Origin of the sequence: Paenibacillus athensensis, assembly GCF_004514475.2 — a bacterium.
Classification (GTDB): domain Bacteria; phylum Bacillota; class Bacilli; order Paenibacillales; family NBRC-103111; genus Paenibacillus_AL; species Paenibacillus_AL athensensis.
In genome coordinates this window covers 1-19,277 of sequence record NZ_MYFO02000017.1, presented here as the reverse complement: position 1 = coordinate 19,277, position 19,277 = coordinate 1, and the positions used below count along the sequence as shown (strand labels likewise).

The following is a 19,277-nucleotide window of genomic DNA, read 5'->3' as shown; positions in this document are numbered from 1 at the left end:
TGGGTGTCTGTCACGGTTATAGTGTAGTTTATGTAAAATCGGAAAGAGTGTGACTGATGCCCGCCCGCTTTTGTCGCCAGTCAGGCGTGGAGACGGTATTTTTCGATCAGGTCAACGATGGCCGAGGTGGCGTCTGCGCTCAGTTGCGCGCTCATCGCCGTGCGATACTGCTCGCGCGCTGCATAAAGCGCTTCGAGGCGTGCGGCCAAAACGCCACCGTCAAGCGCTTCTTCCTCCAGCACGTCGGCATAGCCGGCTTTGGCGAACGAGCGGGCGTTCAAAATCTGATCGCCCCGGCTGGCCGCCAACGTCAGCGGGATGAGCAGCATCGGCTTTTGCAGCGCGAGAAACTCAAAGATCGACGTCGCTCCGGCGCGGGATACAACCAGCTCCGACATCGCCAGCAAATCGGCCAGCTCATCGGAGACGTATTCGAACTGCTTGTAGCCGCGAACGGCGTGCGCTGCGGACACATTGCCTTTGCCGCACAGATGGACGATCTGGAAATGCTCCAGTAGCCGGGGCAGCTCGTCGCGCAGCGCCTGATTGATCGCTTGCGAGCCAAGGCTGCCGCCCATGACGAGCACGACAGGCTTGCCGCTGTGGAAATCGCACAGCGCCCGCCCCCGGCTGGCGTTGCCGTCCATCAGCCGGTTGCGGATCGGCAGCCCGGTGAGCACGGCCTTGTCGCTCTGCACGTGGGCGAGCGATTCGGGGAACGTCACGCATACCTTGGTCGCCATAGGGATCGACAAGCGATTCGCCAGGCCCGGCGTTATGTCAGACTCATGAATAATGACGGGAATCCGGTTAAGCCGGCTGCCAAATACGACCGGGACGGAAACGAACCCGCCCTTCGAAAAGACGATGGCGGGCTTGAGGCGGCGCAGCAGGCGGTACGAATCGTAGACCCCTTTCAGCACGCGAAAAGGGTCCTTGAAGTTTTTTAAATCGAAATAACGGCGCAGCTTCCCGGACGAAATCGGATAAAACGGAATCTGCTCGCGCTCAATAATCTCTTTTTCAATCCCGGCGGCCGAGCCGATATAGCGGATGTCCCAGCCCTCGTCCTGCAGCTTGGCAATCAGCGCCAGGTTGGGCGTTACATGACCGGCCGTGCCGCCTCCGGTAAAGACGATCGTTTTCATGCCTGTTCACCTCGAATAGCGGGATATGTTAAGTAAAAGTCCAATTGACGTCAGCATCAGTGTCAGCGACGAGCCTCCCGCGCTAATGAGCGGCAGCGTGATGCCCGTCACCGGAAACATGCCGATGACCACACCGATATTGATAATCACCTGCACCGCGATCATGCCGATGATGCCGACTGCGATCAGGCTGCCAAATGTGTCGGGAGCGGTAATCGCCACGCGCATCCCACGCCAGACGAGAATCGTAAACAGCAGCAGCACAAGCGCGCCGCCGATAAAGCCCAGCTCCTCGGCGATGATAGAGAAAATAAAATCGGTCTGCGGCTCTGGCAAATAGCTGTATTTCTGCCGGCTCATCCCGAGACCCAGTCCGACCAGCCCGCCGGGACCAATCGCATACAGCGACTGAATCGCCTGGTAGCCTGCGCCAAGCGGATCCTTCCACGGATCAAGGAAAGCGGTGATCCGCTGCAGCCGGTACGGAGCGGCAATGATCAGCCCGACAAAGCCGGCCAGCCCGACCATGCCCAGATAGCTCAGATGCAGCAGGCGCGCGCCCGAGGTGTAGATGATCAAGAGCGACGCGCCGACAAGCACGACGCCCGTGCCAAGGTCCGGCTGGAGCATGATCATGCCGAAGGCCAGTCCCATAATGCCCAGCGGGGGCAGCAGGCCGCTAGTGAACAGCGTAATTTTACTCTGCTGCTCGGATAACATTTTGGCCAGAAACAAAATCATCCCGATCTTCATGAACTCCGAAGGCTGAATGCCGAACGAACCGATCCCGAGCCAGCTGCGGGCTCCCCCGCGGACGACGCCAATGCCCGGAATCAGCACGATGACCAGCAAGCCGAAACAGATGAACAGGCCGATGCGGGCATGCTTTTTCCAAACGGTATAGTCGACATTCATCATAAAAAACATTGCCACGATGCCCAGCGCAGCAAACAACAGCTGCCGTTTCAAGTAGTACAGGGAATCTCCGAACTCATGGAAGGCGAGCACGGCGCTGGCGCTATACACCATAATAACTCCGATCGTTAAAAGCAACAAGGTGGAAACGATGATCCAAATGTCCGGCGCGGACCGCGCTTTACCCATAACCGACACCTCTTGACGTAAAGTGTTGTGGCGCCCTCCGGACAGCTTGGATGACACCCTACTTAAAGGTTATGCACGGACTCCTTAAACATGCGTCCCCGAATCTCGTAGGACTCGAACATGTCCCAGCTGGCACACGCCGGCGACAGCAGCACGATATCGCCCGGTTCGCTGATCGCAAGGGCAAGCTGCACGGCTTGGGCTACTGCGTCCGCAGCATCCTTAGCAGTATCGACGGTTTTGACGGAAGTAATCCCCGCCAGCTCGGCAACGCGGTTGATTTTGCCGCGCGTTTCGCCCAGCGTGACCAGCCCCTTCACCCGCTCGCGGAAAATCGGCAGCAGCTCCATGTAATCGGACCCGCGGTCGAGCCCGCCGGCAATCAGCACAATGCCCGTATCGAACGCCTCAATCGACTTGATGGAAGCGGCGGGATTCGTTGCTTTCGAATTGTTGTAAAAGGTCACGCCGTCCAGCTCGCGCACGAGCTCCAGCCGGTGCTCCACGCCTCGGAAAGCGCGCAGCACGCCGGCTATCGCTTGCGGCGACACGCCGGCGGTCAAAGCAGCGGCAGCGGCAGCCAGCGCGTTCTCGACGTTGTAGCTGCCGGGAATGCCCATTTCGGACGCCGGCAGAATCGGATGCAGCGCCCCTTCTCGGTCGCGGTAGACGAGCGTCTGCGTGTCCGCCTCAAGATAAACGCCGAACGGCAGCGCCTCCCGCATCGAAAACGGCAGCACCTGCGCCTTGAGCTGCGGCACAAGCGCCCGGCACGCCGCATCGTCCCAGTTGACAATCGCCGTATCCTGCTCCTGCTGGTTGGCAAACAGCTTCGCCTTGGAGCCGACATAGTCGTCCATCGTGCCGTGATAATCCAGATGTGTCTCATAGACGTTCAGCAGCAGCGCAATGCGCGGACGGAAGGTCAACGTACCCTTGAGCTGGAAGCTGCTCAGCTCGACGACCATCCAGTCGCTAGCACTCGCCTCCAGCGCCGCCTCGGTCAAAGCACGGCCGATATTGCCGGCCACGATTGGCGACAGGTTGCCTGCGGCCAGCATTTGACCGATCAGCGTCGTCGTCGTCGTTTTGCCGTTGGAGCCGGTAATCCCGATGATCGGCGCAGCGCAAAAACGGTACGCGACTTCTACCTCGGTCACTACGGGAATGCCGAGCTCTTCCGCCCGGCGAATCGGCTCCACCGTATAGGGGATGCCGGGATTTTTCACCACGAGCGCCACGCCCGGATGGACGAGCGAGCTCGGGTGAAACCCGCAAACAACAGAAATACCCAGAGCCTCCAGTTCGTCGGCTTCAGGGCATGCGCTGCGTTCTTTTTTATCGTTGACGGTGACGATTGCTCCCCACTCGTGAAACAGCTTGGCGACCGCGACACCGCTGCGGGCCAAGCCGAGAATGACTATTTCCTGTCCACGATACTCCCGCGGCTCCTTCATCCTCTACAACACCTCATTCATATATAATCCAAGCGCCGCCAGCACGAGCCCCGCCGCCCAGAACGTAATGACCACGCGCCATTCCGACCAGCCGACCAGCTCAAAATGATGATGGATCGGGCTCATCTTGAACACGCGCTTGCCCCGGGTTTTGAACGATACGACCTGGATGACGACGGATAAAATTTCGATCAAAAAGACCCCGCCGATCACCGCCAGCAGCAGCTCGGCCTTGGTCAGAATCGCCACCGCGACCAGTCCGCCTCCAATCCCGAGCGAGCCGGTATCGCCCATGAACACCTTGGCCGGATGCGCGTTAAAGACGAGAAAGCCAAGCACTGCGCCGACCATCGCCGCCGAGAAAATCGCTGCTGTCGGCTGCGTATTGTTCATCGCAATGACCGTATACGCGCCGAACGCGATTGCGCTCGTCCCGGCCAGCAGGCCGTCGAGACCGTCGGTGAAATTGACGGCATTGGACGCGCCGAGCATAAGAATCGTCATCAGCGGAAAATACAGCCAGCCGAGATTGAATTTGAAATCGGCAAACGGCAGAAACAGCTCCGTGCTGTGCCCTTCCCGCACGAGCAGGAAGCAGACGACCGCAGAGACGACCAGCTGGCCGAGCAGCTTTTGCCGGGCGGTCAGGCCGAGCGAGCGTTTGAAGACGATTTTGATGTAATCGTCGAGAAAGCCGACGAGTCCGTAGCCGAGCGACGCGATCAGCAGGATCAGCAGATCGGTGTTTTTGTCGGCAAACCGCAAGGCGGCAAGCGCCAGCGCCAGCAAAATGATCGTGCCGCCCATTGTCGGCGTGCCTTGTTTTTTCAAATGGCCCTGCGGGCCGTCGGTGCGAATTTGCTGGCCGAATTTCATCCGCCGCAAAATCGGAATGAACAGCGGCCCCATGATCAGCGCGAGCACGAACGCTACGCCCATTGTAAATAAAATTGCGTTTTCCACCTGATTTCCTCCTGCCCGCATATCGCCGGGTTCCATTGATCTTGCGCTGGCCGCACGGCCGGTCTGCCCGCCCTATGCGCCGGCGATTTGCGCCCGCTGGCCTGCTGCACCGCCGTCGGCAGACCGCGTCTGCTGACGCGGCCTGCGGCGGCCGTTAGCGCAGCAGCGCCTGCACGACCTGCTCCAGCCGCATGCCGCGCGAGCCCTTGACGAGCACGACGTCATCGTCGCGGACGAGCGCGGCCAGCTCGGCGGCAAGGCGCTCCTTGTCGTCGAAGGCGCGCACGCGACCCGGCGCGTAAGCCGGGGCCGCCGCTTCGGCGATCAGCGCGCCGAGCCGCCCGAACGTGAAGACGTAATCGACGCGATCCGGCGACAAACTATCGCCGATCTCGCGGTGAAACGCGTCTTCCCGGTCTCCGAGCTCGAGCATATCGCCGAGCACGACGAATTTGCGGCCGTAGCCGGTCAGCTGTCCGGCCAAGGCCAAGGCAGCCCGCATCGATGCCGGGCTGGCGTTGTACGCATCGTTGAGCACGGTCAGCCCCGAAGGGGCCGTCAGCTTTTCGATGCGCATGCTGGTCATCTGCAGCGTCGCAAGACCCGCTGCAGATGACTCCGGCGGCACGCCGCAAGCGTCGGCGACGGCAATCGCCGCCAGCGCGTTGACGACGTTGTGCTCGCCGAGCAGCGGAATATACAGCTGGGGATATTCCGGCGCATTCACAGCAAAAAACGTGCCTTCGGCCGCCAGCTCGATCCGCGTCGGATACAGATCGTTATCCGGTCCCCGGCCGAAGCGCAGCCGCCTCAAGCCCGGCGGCAGCTCGCGCTCAGCGAGCGCGCCTTCAATCAACGGCTCGTCGCCGTTGTAAATAAACAGCGCTCCGTCCGGCAGCCCGGCGGCGATTTCCGCCTTGGCGCGGGCGATGCCCTCGCGCGAGCCAAGCTGCAGCATATGCGACTCGCCGATCATCGTAATGATGGCGATGTCCGGCAGGGCAATGTTCGACAGCAGCTCGATTTCCCCGTATCCGCTCATGCCCATCTCCACGACGGCAAATTCGGTCGTCTCCTCCAGCTGCAGCAAGGTTAGCGGCAGCCCGATATGATTATTCAGGTTGCCCTTCGTCTTGTGCACGCGGTACGTGCCGGACAGCGCAGCCGCAACGAGATCCTTCGTCGTCGTCTTGCCGTTGCTCCCTGTAATACCAATCAGCTTCACCGGCAGCTGAAGCCGGTACGCGCGGGCCAGCTGCTGCAGCGCAGCGAGCGTGTCGCGAACGCGAATCAGCGGCAAATCTTCCGGCGGATGCGGCCGATCGTCCTGCCACAACGCAGCCGCCGCACCGCGGGCCGCAGCTTCGGCGGCGTAGGCGTGACCGTCGAACGTCTCGCCGACGAGCGGCACGAACAGGCAGCCGGCCGCAATCGTCCGCGTATCGGTCGAAACGCCGGCAATCGCAACCGCCGCGTCTTCGCTGCCGGCCAAGCCGACCGCTTCCTCGCCCAACATCGCGCGAATATCCTGTAAAGAACGGCTGATCATCGCTTGGCTCCTTCTATTGCGGCCCGGGCAACCAGACGATCGTCATAATCGTGCTTGACCTTGCCGATAATTTGATACGTTTCATGGCCTTTGCCGGCAATCAGCACAACGTCCTGCGGACCGGCCTTGGCCAGCGCCTTGCGTATCGCTTCCGTGCGGTCGACGATCAGCTCGTAGCGATCCGGCGCAAGCCCCGCTTCGACAATGCCGGGGACGATATCCTGCAAAATCGCCGCCGGATCCTCCGTCCGCGGATTGTCCGAGGTGACGAACAAGTAATCGCTGTACGTCGCCGTCACCTTGCCCATCAGCGGCCGCTTCGTACGGTCGCGGTCGCCGCCGCAGCCGAACACAGTGTACACCTGACCTTCGGCGAAGTCGCGGATCGTCGTCAAGGCATTCTCCAACCCGTCCGGCGTATGGGCATAATCGACCAGCACCAGATAAGGCTGGCCCGCATCGACAACCTCCATCCGTCCGTTCACAACCGTCACACCTTCCAGACTATGCCGGATGCGGTCAAGCGGAACGCCTTCGGCCAAAGTTGAGGCAATCGCCCCCAGCGCGTTGTAGACATTAAACTTGCCGACCAGCTTCATCGAAAACTCCGCTTCGCCCGCAAACGTCACGACGCGAAATCGCGTGCCCTGCGCCGAGATGTGAATATCGGTTGCGCGCACATCGCATTCGTTATAAATACCGTACGTGATCACCTGGGCCGACGTCACGCGGGCATACAGCTCCGACGCCGGATCGTCGGCGTTCAGTACGGCATACTGCCGTTTGGCCGGATCGGCATGGAAATCGTTGCCCAGACGCGAGAACAGAAGCCCCTTGGCTGCCCGGTAATTCTCCATCGTGCCGTGGTAATCGAGATGATCCTGCGTCAGATTCGTAAAAATGCCCGTGCGGAAATGGACGCCCTTCACCCGTCCCAGCTCCAGCGCATGGCTGGACACCTCCATGACGCAATACTCGGCGCCGGCGTCGCGCATATCGCGCAAATGACGCTGCAAATCGAGCGCTTCCAGCGTCGTGCGCTCCATCTCCGTGTAGACGTCGCCGATCTTCATCTGGATCGTGCCCATCATGCCGGTGCGGAAGCCCTGATCGCTGAGTATTTTTTCAATTAAATAAGTCGAGGTTGTTTTTCCGTTCGTGCCGGTCACCCCGATCATCTTCATCTCCTGGCCCGGATAGCCGTAAAAATGTGCGGCGAGCACCGCCATCGCATAACGCGCGTCCTTGACGACGAGCTGCGGCACGTCCAGCGCCAGCACCCGCTCGGTGACCAGCGCCGCCGCTCCCGCCTCGACCGCCTTGGGTGCAAAATCGTGGCCATCGGCAACCAGTCCGGGAATGCAAAGAAACAGATCGCCCGGCCGTACCATGCGGGAGTCAAACTGGATTCCCGTCACCTCCGTGCCACTGTCGCCGTGAATGCGGCTGATCAGCAACGATGAGGCAAGCTCCTGCAGCTTCATGAACATCCCCCCTTGTAAGTAAATCGGCAAAAGCCCAATTGTGTCTATTATGGACAATTTTATGCGCAGAGAAAAGCAAAACATGTCTCAAGCTTAATGATTTTTTGCTTATTGCCCCTCCGGCGGCTCCGAATCGGACAAAAAGATGCGAATGGTCGAGCCGCGATCCACTCGCGTACCCGGCTTGGGCGCCTGGCTGATGACATATTTGCCGCTTCCCGACTTGGCCAGATTGAAGTTCATGTTCAAATCTTCATAAATGTCCTCGACCGTAGCGCCGACGAGATTCGGCACCTCGACGATCGGCGTTTCGCCGTAGCGGTAATCGCGTTCCAGCTGGTCCTTGCTGGGTTCGACCTTCATATAGCGCAGCGCGTCCGCCATAATATTCTTAACCAGCGGCGCAGCAATCAAACCGCCGAATTGCAGACCTTTCGGATCGTCAACGGCCGCATAGACGACCAGCTTGGGATTGTCGGCCGGCGCAAAGCCGATGAACGAAACGATGTGCTCGTCGGCGGAATAGCGGCCGTTGATGACCTTTTGCGCCGTGCCTGTCTTGCCGCCGACGCGGTAGCCGTCGATGAACGCATTGCGTCCGGTCCCTTTGGCCACGACGCTTTCCAGCGCTTCGCGCACCTGCTGGGAGGTCGCTTCAGAAATGACGTTGCGCACCAGCTCCGGCTGGACGGTATTGATGATCTCCCCCGTATCGGGCTTGGAGAACGCTCTGGCGACATGCGGCTTGAACAGCTTGCCGCCATTGACGGCTGCCGACACGGCCGCGACCTGTTGAATCGGCGTTACCGAGACGCCTTGACCAAACGCTGTCGTCGCCAGCTCGACCGGGCCGACGCGGGACGGCTTGAACATGATGCCGTTTTCTTCGCCGCCAAGGTCGATGCCGGTTTTTTTGCCGAAGCCGAATTTATAAATGTAATCAAACAGCGTATCCTTGCCGAGCCGCTGCCCAAGCACGACGAAGCCGGGGTTGCAGGAGTTTTCGACCACTTGCAGGAACGTTTCGCTGCCGTGGCCTCCGCGTTTCCAGCAGCGCAGGCGCGCACCGCCGACTTCGATATAACCCGGATCGAAAAACTGCTCGTTTTTCAAATCGACCTTCTTCTCTTCGAGCGCAGCGGCAAGCGTTATGATTTTGAACGTCGAACCGGGCTCGTAGGTCATCCAGATCGGCAGGTTGCGGTTATACGTTTCGACCGGATAATTGCGGAAATTGCCCGGCTCGTAAGTCGGCCGGCTGCCCAATGCCAGAATTTCTCCGTTATTGGGGTCCATCGCAATCGCAATGACGTCCTTGGCTTGGTACTTGACCATTGCCTGATCGAGCTCCCGTTCGAGAATCGACTGGATGTGGCTGTCGATCGTCAGCTGCAGGTTCAGCCCGTCCTTGGGCTCCACATATTCGTCCGTGGTCCCCTTCATCTGCCGTCCGGCAGCGTCGGCCATGTAGGAAATGCTGCCCGGAATGCCTGTCAGCTCGCTGTTGTATTTCGATTCGACGCCGGTCAGCCCCTGATTGTCGATGCCGGTAAAGCCGAGCACATGCGCCGCCAGCGTCCCGAATGGATAATAACGCTTGTTATCCTCCGATACGACGATGCCGGGCAGATTGAGCGCCCGCACCTCCTGCGCCTTTTCCACCGTCACTTTACGGCCGGCCGGCTGGATGCGGTTGATCCGTTCTTTTTTCGTAATCTGCTTGAAAATGTCATCCTCCGACGCTCCCAGCACCTCAGCCAGCTTGGCCGCTTCGGCGCGGGCGTCGGTCAGCTGCACAGGAATCGCCATAATCGACGGCGTACTGACGTTGTAGGTCAGCGCTACGCCGTTGCGGTCGAGAATCTCCCCGCGCTTGGGCGCAAACGGGATATCCCTCCTCCAGCTCGCTTCGGCCTTGCCGGCCAATTCGGGCCCGATCCACAGCTGCACATAGGCCAGCCGCACGATCAACGCCATAAAAACAAACGTTCCTATCATCAACGCAACAAACAATCGGCGACGAACGGTTACATTCGAAACCCGCATCGGCGTTCGTTCCCCCTTCCCCAACCAGTCAAGATCGTTCCTTTTCATGACTATTCGGGACAAACAGGGGATAGAACAAGCTCAGCTTGTCACTCGTTTTTTTTGTCCTTGCCGGCGCCATCGGCGCCGCCGCCTTTCGCAGCGCTGTCTGCCGGGTCCATCTCCACCGCTTCGCTGAGCGGATGCAACTGCAGCTGGACCATGCGGTCCGCGCCGTCGCCGGATACGTTCATTTGTGTGACATACCCTTCGCCGCTGCTTTGGCACGTCACGCGCAGGAACGAACAGACCTCCAGCGCATCGCGCAACGACTTGCCGCTCATATTCGGCATATCCAGCGCCGCAACGTCCTGCATCGCGACATAAATATGCTGCGACGCCGTCACTTGCGTGCCAGGCTTCGGAAACTGGGCGATCACCTTAGGTCCCTTGCCGATAAAATCCAGGTTCAGCTCGGCGATTTTAGCGATATTTTTGGCCTCGTCCGTGCCCTTGCCGGTCAAGTCCGGCACGGTCAGCTTGGAGGACGGCGCGCTCATCAGCACTGTTTTCTGCTCGCTGGAAGGCACGCCCATGTATTGCAGCGACTGCGAGACAATTTCCTTGAACGCCGGAGCGACCACGTCGCCGCCAAGATGGTAGTTGCCGCCCAGGTCCGGCTGGTCGGCAATCAGCGTAACGAGAATACGCGGATTTTCCGCCGGCGCATAGCCGATAAACGACACGACCCACTGGTCAGGGGCGTAGCCCTTTTTCGGATCGATAACGATGTTGGCCGTGCCGGTTTTGCCGGCGACGCGATAGCCTTCGATATATGCTTTTTTGCCCGTGCCAATCTCTTGGTCCGCGACTACCTGCTCCAGATATTCAGTCACCTGCTTGGCCGTTGAGGCCGGAACAATCTGGCGCACGACCTGCGGCGGGAAGGACTGGACGACCTGGCCGGTTTTCGGATCGAGAATGTCCTTGACGACATGCGGCCACATCAGCTTGCCGCCGTTGGCGATCGCGGCATACGCCGCGGTTTGCTGGATCGCGGTCACCACGACCTTGCCCTGACCGTACGTTGCGGTCGCATATTCGGCCGGGTATTTCATATCAATAATGCCGGGCACTTCGCCGGCGATGTCGATATTCGTTTTGGCGCCGAAGCCGAACTTGTCAATATAGCTGCGCAGCTTGTCGTTGCCGAGCATTTCGTAGCCCAGCTTGACGAACGCCACGTTACTGGAGCGCTTGAGCCCCTCCAGAAATGTAATGCGTCCCCAGCCGACAAAGTTATGGTCATGCAGCGTGCGGCCTGGCACCTTGATCGAGCCGGACTGGTAGAGGTCGTTGGGCTTGAACAGGTTTTCCTGCACGGCGCCGGTCAGCGTGACAATTTTGAACGTCGAGCCGGGCTCGTATTGCGAGGCGACCGCCCGATTCAGGAAATTGCCCTGATCGCCCGTTTCCCAGTACTTGTTCGGATTGAAGTTCGGCATGTTGGCCATGCCGAGCACCTCCATCGTCATCGGATCGACAGCGATCGCCATGAGGCTTTTCGGGTGCCACTTGTCATAGGCTTTGGCCAACGCGCTTTCGATGTAGAACTGGATGTTTTTATCAATGGTCAGCCGCACATTGTTGCCGTCCTGCGCCGGCACGAAATCGACCTTGGAATCGGGCAATTCGACCCCTTTGGCGTCGGTTTCGTAATTCATTTTGCCGGGAACGCCCTTCAAGTAGTCGTCAAGGCGCAGCTCCAGCCCGAGAGCCGGCTGGCCCTCTTTATTCGAGTAGCCGAGCAGATGCGCCGCCAGCGTCTCGCCGGGGTAATACCGCTTCTTGTCCTCGCTCAAGGCGATGCCGACATTGCCTTTGAGCTTGAACTGATCCTGAATGCTGGCAATCAGCTCGCGGACCTTGTCCGCTTTTTCCTTATCGATTTTCCAGCCTTCGTTGCGGATTTCCACATTGACGGCAAAATCGCCGTCATCCTTCTTCCGCGTAGCCCGGTCACGCAGCTTGTCGACCAACTCGGAACGATTGCCGCCCGGCTCCAGCAATATATCGGTCAGCCCTTGCACAATCGCTTCGGCGTTCCGGTCCGCGTCGATGATCTTCGGATTCAACGATACGGTATAAGCAGCGGCATCGACCGCAAGCACCTTGTCGTTACGGTCGACGATGGAGCCGCGCACCGGCGTGAGGATTTTATCCGTTTCCCATACCTGCTCGGCCCGGTTCAGCAGCCATGAAGCGTCGACGACTTGAATCCAGTAGATTTTGACAATGAGCACAACAAAAAGAAGGGTAAAAATCCCTCCAATTAGCAGCGAACGAGCTTTAATTTTTTTTATCATCGGAGTCTGCCTGCCTAGTGGTTGATCGCCACTTTGTTGCTGGCGGTAGACGTTTTCGTTTTCGTGGAGGCTGTCGAAGAACCCGCTTGCTTGGCCGACTGCTCCTCATCGGCGGGACCCAGTCCAAGCTCTGCGGCTTTTTGCTTGAGCGTTTCGGCACTTTGCAGCTTCTCAACCTCTTGTTTAAGCGCGCTGTTTTCGGCTTGAATTTGGCTGATTTCTTTTTGCATCCGCAAAATATTAGCGTTCATTTCATAGATTTGCGCATAACGCCAGATGATGACACCGGCAACGATAACGCAAAGCACGACGGTGAACAAATAGAGCATTTTTTCCTGCACGGGCAGCGATTTGCTGCGGTATACGACCTTTGTCGTTTCTTTGATTTTAACCTTCGGTTTCGTCTTGGGATCAAGCGCCAGGTTGCCTTGGATGTAAGCGGGCATTCGTCATGTTCCTCCTTCGGATCAAAGCTTTTCGGCGATGCGCAGCTTGGCGGAGCGGGAGCGCTGGTTGGCTTCCAATTCCTCGCCGCCGGCAACGATCGGCTTGCGGTTAATGAGCTTCAATGTGCCTTGATTGCCGCACACGCACAGCGGGAAATCAGGCGGGCATGTACATTTGGCCAGATATTTGGCAAAGGTTGTTTTACAGATGCGGTCTTCCAGTGAGTGGAAGGTGATCACCGCGACCCGCCCCCCCGGAGCAAGACAGCGGATGGACTGCTCCAGCGCCGTTTCAAAGGCGCCAAGCTCGTCGTTAACAGCTATGCGCAATGCCTGAAAGCTGCGCTTGGCCGGGTGTCCGCCCGTCCTGCGTGCAGGGGCCGGAATGCCTTCCTTGATCAGCTCGACCAATTCGGCGGTCGTCTCAATCGGTTGCTTGCTCCGGGCCGCTTCAATGACCGAAGCGATACGGCGGGAAAACTTCTCTTCCCCATATTCATATAAAATGCGCGCGATGCGCTCAGCCGGCCATTCATTGACAATGGTCTTCGCAGTCAGCTCCGACGTCCGGTCCATCCGCATGTCCAGCTCGGCCTCCTGATGGTAGCTGAAGCCGCGCTCGGCTTCATCCAGCTGCGGCGACGACACGCCCAGGTCGAATAAAATGCCGTTAACCTGCGGCTTGCCGTCGCGGCAAGCGCGCGGAATGCTCAGGAGCACCTGCTCCAATTCGCGAAAATTACTTTTGACCGTCATGACGCGGTCACCATAGGACGCCAGCACCGATTTGGCATTCGCCAGTGCCGTATCGTCCTGATCGAGCGCAATCAGCAGCCCCTGCTCCCCGAGCCGGGAAGCGATCAACGCGCTATGGCCGGCGCCGCCGAGCGTACAATCGACATAAACGCCGTCCGGTTGTATATGCAGTCCATCGACAGATTCTTCTTTTAAAACGGTAACATGATGAAACAACGTGCGGGTCCTCCCGAATTTTCATGAAAATGCCGCCGGCCGAGCCGACGGGTACACGGTCTACAAGTCAAAGTCAAAATCCACAAGCTTTTCCGCAATCTCGTTAAACGACTGCTCGGATTCATTCGAATAGCTTTCCCAGACGCTTTTGCTCCAAATCTCGACGCGGCTTGAAACGCCGATGACAACGCAATCCTTCTCCAGCTTCGCATGCTCCACCAAATTGCCCGGGATATTCACCCTCCCCTGTTTGTCCAGATCGCATTCAGCCGCACCCGAGAAAAAAAACCGGGTGAACGCGCGTGCGTCCGATTTCATCAGCGGCAGCGCCTTCAGCTTCTGCTCCAGTATCTCCCATTCCTTGCGGGGATACACAAACAAACACTGATCGAGACCGCGTGTGATCACAAAAGCTTCGCCGAGCGCTTCACGAAACCGGGCCGGAATAATCAAACGGCCTTTTTCGTCGATGCTATGCTGGTGTTCTCCCATAAACATAGCACGGCGCCCCCCCTTTCCTCCACTTTGTGCCACTTTCCACCACTTTAGAAAAGGTAATTCGCCAAAACAAAAAGAAATCCTGCAAAGGCTCACAGGATTTCTGAAAATTTTTTTCAATTTTCTTCGGATTGTTCGGATTTGGCCGCCAGATCCGGCTGATTGGCTTGCATCGCGCCGGTTTCCGCCGATTCGACGAGGGCTGCATTCTGCTCCTGACGCTCGCGCCGTGTTTCCAGCATCCGGCTGCGACGGCGTTTGCGCACGACAAACAGTGGAACGCAGACAACCGCAGCGAGCGCAAGTACAGGCAGCGCAGCCGCCAATACCACCAGCAAGCCCTGCAGCACGACGGTCAGCACGTTCAGGCTGGAATGCCAGGCCCGCTCGATGCGTTCGCCAAGCGACGTTTCATTCGGATCGGATAACAACGGCTTCGAGCCGATCTGCTCATACAAACGCAGTTCAACCGTCGAATACGCCACATTTTGATCCAGATAACGCATCCGGCCCTTTAACTGCTCAATTTCCTGCTGCACCCGGGCCAGTTCATTTGAGAAGGCCAGCAAATCATCGGTTTTCGTCGCTTTGTCCATAAAAGAAAGCAGCCGCGCTTCCACCGCTTGCTTCGCCTTCAAACGGGATTCCAGATCGACGTATTCCTCGGTAACGTCCTGCCCGTTCACATTGCGCTTGAGCGCCGGACTGATTTTGGCCAAGCCGTCTAACAGCGGAACGAAGCCGTTGGCTGCCACCTTGATCGTATAATTGCCGCTGCGCGCCTTCGACTCTACGCTTTCGGAAAACTGGAGAATGTAAGCGCCGCTGAGGGCCACCAAATCGCGCAGCTCGGTTTGCGCCTTGTCGTAGTCCGCTACGGGCATGACGAGGTTCGCTTTGTAAATCAGCTTGCGGTTGAAGCCGTCTGCCGCTTCCGCCCCGGTTGCCGCCATGACTGAGCCGCTTGTCGAGGGCTGCTGCTGCGCTGCCGCAGCGGCTGTACCGTCCGCACTCGCTTTCACCAGCGCTTCGTTTCGAGCGTACTGGTCGTCCACCGCCGTGTAGGCTACCGAATCGCTTTGTTTGGCCGAAAATGCCGCGCTATCCGTCATGTGATCGGCTACCGGCGCAGCCGCTTTGCTTTCCGCTGCACTGTCGCTCGAACGCGCGCCGCAGCCTGCGGTCAGCAGCATCAGCGCAACCAGTGCCGTCAGCGTAGCTCTTCGACGCTGCAGCCTGATTTTTTTCTCTTTGTCCCCCATACCTTCAGCCCCCATTGCCAAATTTAGGTGTTACCTCCTTTTGACGGAGCCTCGACGACGAATGTTGCATACGACAGCCAAAGAAATGTATTTAGGGCAAAACACGCTCCTCTCGTCTGATGGCGCTGCGCACGGCATATTCTGCGCAGCAGCCGCAGACGGAACGATTCGCCAGCAGTTAGGCCAGCGATGAGCTTGGCCGAGCACGTGTTTCAAGCTCCTGCTTGCCGATCAACACGGGGTCTTTTGGACAAAACGAGCATCGCTGCTGCGAGCAGCAGCACCCCCATGAGCGCCGGAGTAGCGTGACCGAGCGCTACATAGATTTGGCCGCCGACGATAGGTCCGATCATTCTCGCCAGTGCCTGAATCGACTGACTGCCTCCTTGAACCCTGCCTTGTTCACTGGCATCGACAGACTTGGAGAGCATGCCGTTGAATGAAGGTCCATAGATTGCATCGCCGAAACCGAATATGAACATCCCGACAATTAAAAACAGATCATAACGAAACAGCGCCGAAGCTGCAATCCATCCGTAACCGACCAGCTCAGCAGCCATGCCAAGCATAGCAATCCGTTTGTCGGCATACCTGAGCAACAGCCTCGGCATGATCAAGCCTTGGGCCAGAATATCCTGAATCCCCATCATGGAAAACATCAGACCGATCAACGTAGGCTGCCAACTGAACGTATCCAGCGTAAATTGGGAAAAAATCGCTTGCAGCGAGCCGCTGGGAATCCATAGCAAGAAGGCGGAAATCAGCAATCTTTTCAAGCTTTTCATAGAAAGCAAGCGGACTAGCTGGAGGAACGGGTTCAGCCTCGCCAGCGTGATTTGCTGCAAACGTTGACGTTTGTCCAGACTCTCCGGCATGTAAAGAAGGCCGAAGCCGACATTCAACAAAGTAACGGCTGCGCCCACATACATCGGCGTTGCGTATCCCAGCTTGGCCAGCAGTCCGCCCAAAGATGGGCCAATCACCGTGCCTGCGCCGACGAGTGCGCTCACCCATCCGAAATACCGGGTTCGCTGCGCGGGCGGGATCAGGTCGGCGAAATAAGCAAAAATTGTGCCGATGCTCCCACCTGTCACACCTTCCAGTATGCGTCCGGCAAACAGCACCCATAAAGCTCCTCCGATGCCAAAAACGAAGTATCCAACCGCCGAACCCGTCAAGCAGATCAGCAGCAAGGGACGACGGCCGAACTTGTCGCTCAAAGCGCCCAGCACAGGTGCCGCAAAAAATACGCAAACCGCATACACAGCCGTCAGCAGCGTCACCATCATCGCCTGCTGTGCCGGATTGTCGGTGTAAGGCTGGACAAGGAATGGAACGACAGGTGCGATAATACTGAAGCCGAGCCCGCATAAAAATACGGATACCAGCCCGAAAAATAAAGCTTTTTTGTCTACGCTATGTTCGGTGGGAGCCGGCCGACGCGAATTCCATTTAAACATGGGCTTCCTCCTTCGAGTTTTTTTGATTCCAAGGAAACAAAATCATTGTACGATCACTTTGTTTCCTCGTCAACAAAATATCGACAATAAAAAAGCAGCCTGGTCTCATGAAGAGCCTGGCTGCCCGCGATTTCGTTGTCCTTTTTTAGATCGATTCCGTTTGAATATCTAGTCCCTGCTTCTTGATTTCTTGATCCAAATGCCGATCATACGTTTCCATAAAGCGAAGCATACTGTCGAACTGCTCCTCCGTCACCTGCTCGAAGACAGCTTGGTCCCGTTGTCGAAACTGCCGGTGCAGCTCATCGTGGAGCTGGCTGACCGCTTTCCCTTGCTCCGTAAGCCTGAAATAAATTTCTTTCTTGTTCTCCGGCTTCTGAAAGCTTTCAATCAAACCTTTTTCCAGAAGCTTCTTGGTAATTTTACTAATGGCGCTTCGGGTCATATACAAGGACTCCGCCAGCCTGGTCACATTGGCATCGGAGTGGTTGCCGATGTATTCCATGCAATGCACCTCCGAGGGCTTGTGCCCCTTGAGACGTTCTTCCATCGTCAATTTGTTCAACCACGCCAGCTTGTTAAATAATTCCCGGAAACGCTTGACGACTTGATCCTCCTTGTTCATTACCCGTCCTCCCACGCGTTTGCTGCCTCTTCTTTATTATTTTCAATTTCCGGGGTAATTTCAAGAGGGGTGGCAGGATGTTGGGCGTCAGTAAGGCGAGGGGCGGGAAAAAAAGGCCAACAACAGTATTTTTTACAAGATCATGCAACGTCCATTTACACCTTCTGACCTTCCCAAAACAAAAACAGATCAATCAGGGTGGTCTCTGACCATAATCGACCTGCTTCGCGGATCGGAATAGGGGCTCTCCGAAAAGTCAATTTTTGATTTTTTGAGCCCCACTTGGAGTAGCAAAATACCCCTAAAAAATGACCTCTCTACACATATCTGTGAATTTCGAGGTCATTTTTGGGTTCTTTCTTATAGTGCAATCCCTTTTTGAACGCCCCATTTGATGCTCGTAAAACCAAAATCGAAAAATTTTATACGGGTGTTACATTGGGTTAGATGTGTTATTGATTGAATGATGAGTTCATTCGGCACTGGATAAAATCAAAATCCGACGTCTAATCCTGCTCACCCGTCGCTTGGTCTAAAAGCCATTGTCGTGCTTCTTCATCTCTAAGCATAATCGGGTCTTCAATAGTGCCAATATTAATACTCTTTATGAAAGCTTCGTTTAGCCCTCGAAGCCCTGCCAATCGTGCCCCCTTTAACATGACTCCTTCGAATGTTGCTAATCTCACGTCTGCATTATTTAAGGTCGCTTCTCGAAAATCTGTTTCATCAAAAAGAGCAGCTACTAGATTTGCATCTGAAAAATTTGCTTTAGCAAACACCGATTCAACACATTCACAATCAGCCAATCTCGCACATTTAATATTTGCATTCGTATAATCTGCATAAGATACATTAGATTTACAAAAATCAGAACCTTCTAAATTAGCGAATTTGAAACTCGAAGAGCAGAGTATCGCAGAAGAAATATCTTTATTCTGCAAATCTATACCATCAAAAATACAACCCGTAATCGACGATTGATTTAAAGTGTATTTCGACAAGTCAACATTTCGCAAGTCAACTTCATCTAGGTTCAATTTTTCACCTTGGATTCCAAGGCTGTCAACCCAAGTCTGATGTGATTCTAATTTCTCAATAATTTGATTAAAATTAACTACTGTCATCGTCAACCTCCTGTCTAGGAATACCAAATAATTCTATCAATTATTCCTGCTTTTTGTATGGCCTCTCGTAGCTGGTCAATTTGCTCCGGAATTAAGTTTCTCGTGTCCACAATCACGTTGTAACCTTTTGAAAGTTCTTTATTAATGGATTTCATTCCATTTTCTACAGTAAATGCTCCCTTTTTGGGAGATGTATGACCATTAGGGTAGGATTCGAAGCTTTTAACATCCCATTTAAGCCCCGAAGTGGTATCAATAAATTCAGCTCCCCCATCTCCCTGAGGATCTCTAACAACCCTTCCTAATTTCCCTTGTTTTTCCAAATCTAAACCAATTTCCCTTTCTTTAATTCCTTGCTCTCTAATCGCCCCTCCATGTGAAGGATCGCCTGCTAAATCATCTAACTCTTTTTGAGTTCTACCACCAGTATAACCCGTCCCCTCAGCCGCCCTTTTCGCAGCCAGGTCCTCCATCAGCTTCCGCTCGTTCAGCAAATACTCGTCAATACGCGACGCTTCACGAATCGTCCAGTTCTGCTCAATATTGGCGATGACCCTGCTCCGCAGCATGGCCGCTTCCATCGCCGCTTTTCTCGCTGCCAAAAGACTTTTTACCTCTGCCGCGCCCACAAAAAACTCCGCCACCTGCTCTACACCAAAGCCCAGCATATCCGCTTTCTTGTTCGGATCGCCTTGTGCAAACTGCTCCTTCTTATCCGAAAAGCTTTGCTTGATGCCTTGCCACATCTCCTGTCCTTCCGCTGCCTTTTGCTTCATCGTTTGCAGCGCATCTTG

General features: G+C 56.3%; 15 protein-coding genes and 1 pseudogene. All 16 read right to left on the bottom strand.

The genetic code is table 11. The annotated features are described in order from the left end of the window. Window positions 1–80: 80 nt before the first annotated feature. On the bottom strand, window positions 81–1,148 hold the full coding sequence (locus B5M42_RS22680) for an undecaprenyldiphospho-muramoylpentapeptide beta-N-acetylglucosaminyltransferase (protein ID WP_134756208.1): 1,068 nt from the start codon (window positions 1,146–1,148) through the stop codon (window positions 81–83). 6 nt (window positions 1,149–1,154) lie between these two features. Beyond that, a complete protein-coding gene (gene spoVE, locus B5M42_RS22675; protein ID WP_134756210.1) occupies window positions 1,155–2,252 on the bottom strand; it encodes a stage V sporulation protein E in 1,098 nt (365 codons plus the stop codon). 62 nt (window positions 2,253–2,314) lie between these two features. Further along, window positions 2,315–3,709 carry a UDP-N-acetylmuramoyl-L-alanine--D-glutamate ligase gene (murD, locus tag B5M42_RS22670; protein ID WP_134756212.1) on the bottom strand — a complete coding sequence of 465 codons (1,395 nt, stop codon included), beginning with the start codon at window positions 3,707–3,709 and terminating at the stop codon, window positions 2,315–2,317. 3 nt (window positions 3,710–3,712) lie between these two features. Then, the gene (gene mraY / locus B5M42_RS22665) at window positions 3,713–4,648 is read right to left on the bottom strand and encodes a phospho-N-acetylmuramoyl-pentapeptide-transferase (RefSeq protein ID WP_230633154.1); all 936 of its coding nucleotides are present in this window, start codon (window positions 4,646–4,648) and stop codon (window positions 3,713–3,715) included. A 178-nt stretch (window positions 4,649–4,826) separates the two neighbouring features. Next, window positions 4,827–6,221, bottom strand: a complete 1,395-nt coding sequence (locus B5M42_RS22660) for a UDP-N-acetylmuramoyl-tripeptide--D-alanyl-D-alanine ligase (RefSeq protein WP_134756216.1) — start codon at window positions 6,219–6,221, stop codon at window positions 4,827–4,829. Further along, window positions 6,218–7,705: a UDP-N-acetylmuramoyl-L-alanyl-D-glutamate--2,6-diaminopimelate ligase gene (locus B5M42_RS22655; protein WP_134756218.1), complete on the bottom strand. Its 1,488-nt coding sequence runs from the start codon at window positions 7,703–7,705 to the stop codon at window positions 6,218–6,220. Before B5M42_RS22655 ends, B5M42_RS22660 begins: the two co-directional genes overlap by 4 nt. Before the next feature lie 108 nt (window positions 7,706–7,813). Further along, on the bottom strand, window positions 7,814–9,751 hold the full coding sequence (locus tag B5M42_RS22650) for a stage V sporulation protein D (RefSeq protein ID WP_134756220.1): 1,938 nt from the start codon (window positions 9,749–9,751) through the stop codon (window positions 7,814–7,816). 89 nt (window positions 9,752–9,840) lie between these two features. Continuing rightward, the gene (locus tag B5M42_RS22645; RefSeq protein ID WP_134756222.1) at window positions 9,841–12,096 is read right to left on the bottom strand and encodes a penicillin-binding transpeptidase domain-containing protein; all 2,256 of its coding nucleotides are present in this window, start codon (window positions 12,094–12,096) and stop codon (window positions 9,841–9,843) included. 14 nt (window positions 12,097–12,110) lie between these two features. Beyond that, window positions 12,111–12,542, bottom strand: coding sequence for a cell division protein FtsL (ftsL2, locus tag B5M42_RS22640; RefSeq protein WP_134756224.1), 432 nt, complete (start codon window positions 12,540–12,542; stop codon window positions 12,111–12,113). A gap of 21 nt (window positions 12,543–12,563) precedes the next feature. Then, window positions 12,564–13,514 (bottom strand): 16S rRNA (cytosine(1402)-N(4))-methyltransferase RsmH, encoded by a 951-nt coding sequence (rsmH, locus tag B5M42_RS22635; RefSeq protein ID WP_134756226.1) that lies wholly within the window; start codon window positions 13,512–13,514, stop codon window positions 12,564–12,566. 60 nt (window positions 13,515–13,574) lie between these two features. Continuing rightward, window positions 13,575–14,012 (bottom strand): division/cell wall cluster transcriptional repressor MraZ, encoded by a 438-nt coding sequence (gene mraZ, locus B5M42_RS22630; RefSeq protein ID WP_134756228.1) that lies wholly within the window; start codon window positions 14,010–14,012, stop codon window positions 13,575–13,577. A gap of 116 nt (window positions 14,013–14,128) precedes the next feature. Then, the gene (locus B5M42_RS22625; protein WP_167690193.1) at window positions 14,129–15,274 is read right to left on the bottom strand and encodes a DUF4349 domain-containing protein; all 1,146 of its coding nucleotides are present in this window, start codon (window positions 15,272–15,274) and stop codon (window positions 14,129–14,131) included. 212 nt (window positions 15,275–15,486) lie between these two features. Then, entirely contained in the window at window positions 15,487–16,734 is a 1,248-nt protein-coding gene (locus tag B5M42_RS22620; protein WP_134756232.1) for an MFS transporter, read from the bottom strand. Between the two features lie 145 nt (window positions 16,735–16,879). Beyond that, on the bottom strand, window positions 16,880–17,359 hold the full coding sequence (locus tag B5M42_RS22615; protein ID WP_134756233.1) for a MarR family transcriptional regulator: 480 nt from the start codon (window positions 17,357–17,359) through the stop codon (window positions 16,880–16,882). A gap of 506 nt (window positions 17,360–17,865) precedes the next feature. Further along, a complete protein-coding gene (locus tag B5M42_RS22610) occupies window positions 17,866–18,483 on the bottom strand; it encodes a pentapeptide repeat-containing protein (RefSeq protein ID WP_134756235.1) in 618 nt (205 codons plus the stop codon). A 14-nt stretch (window positions 18,484–18,497) separates the two neighbouring features. Then, a pseudogene (locus B5M42_RS22605) lies at window positions 18,498–19,277 on the bottom strand (hypothetical protein); the annotation flags it as partial.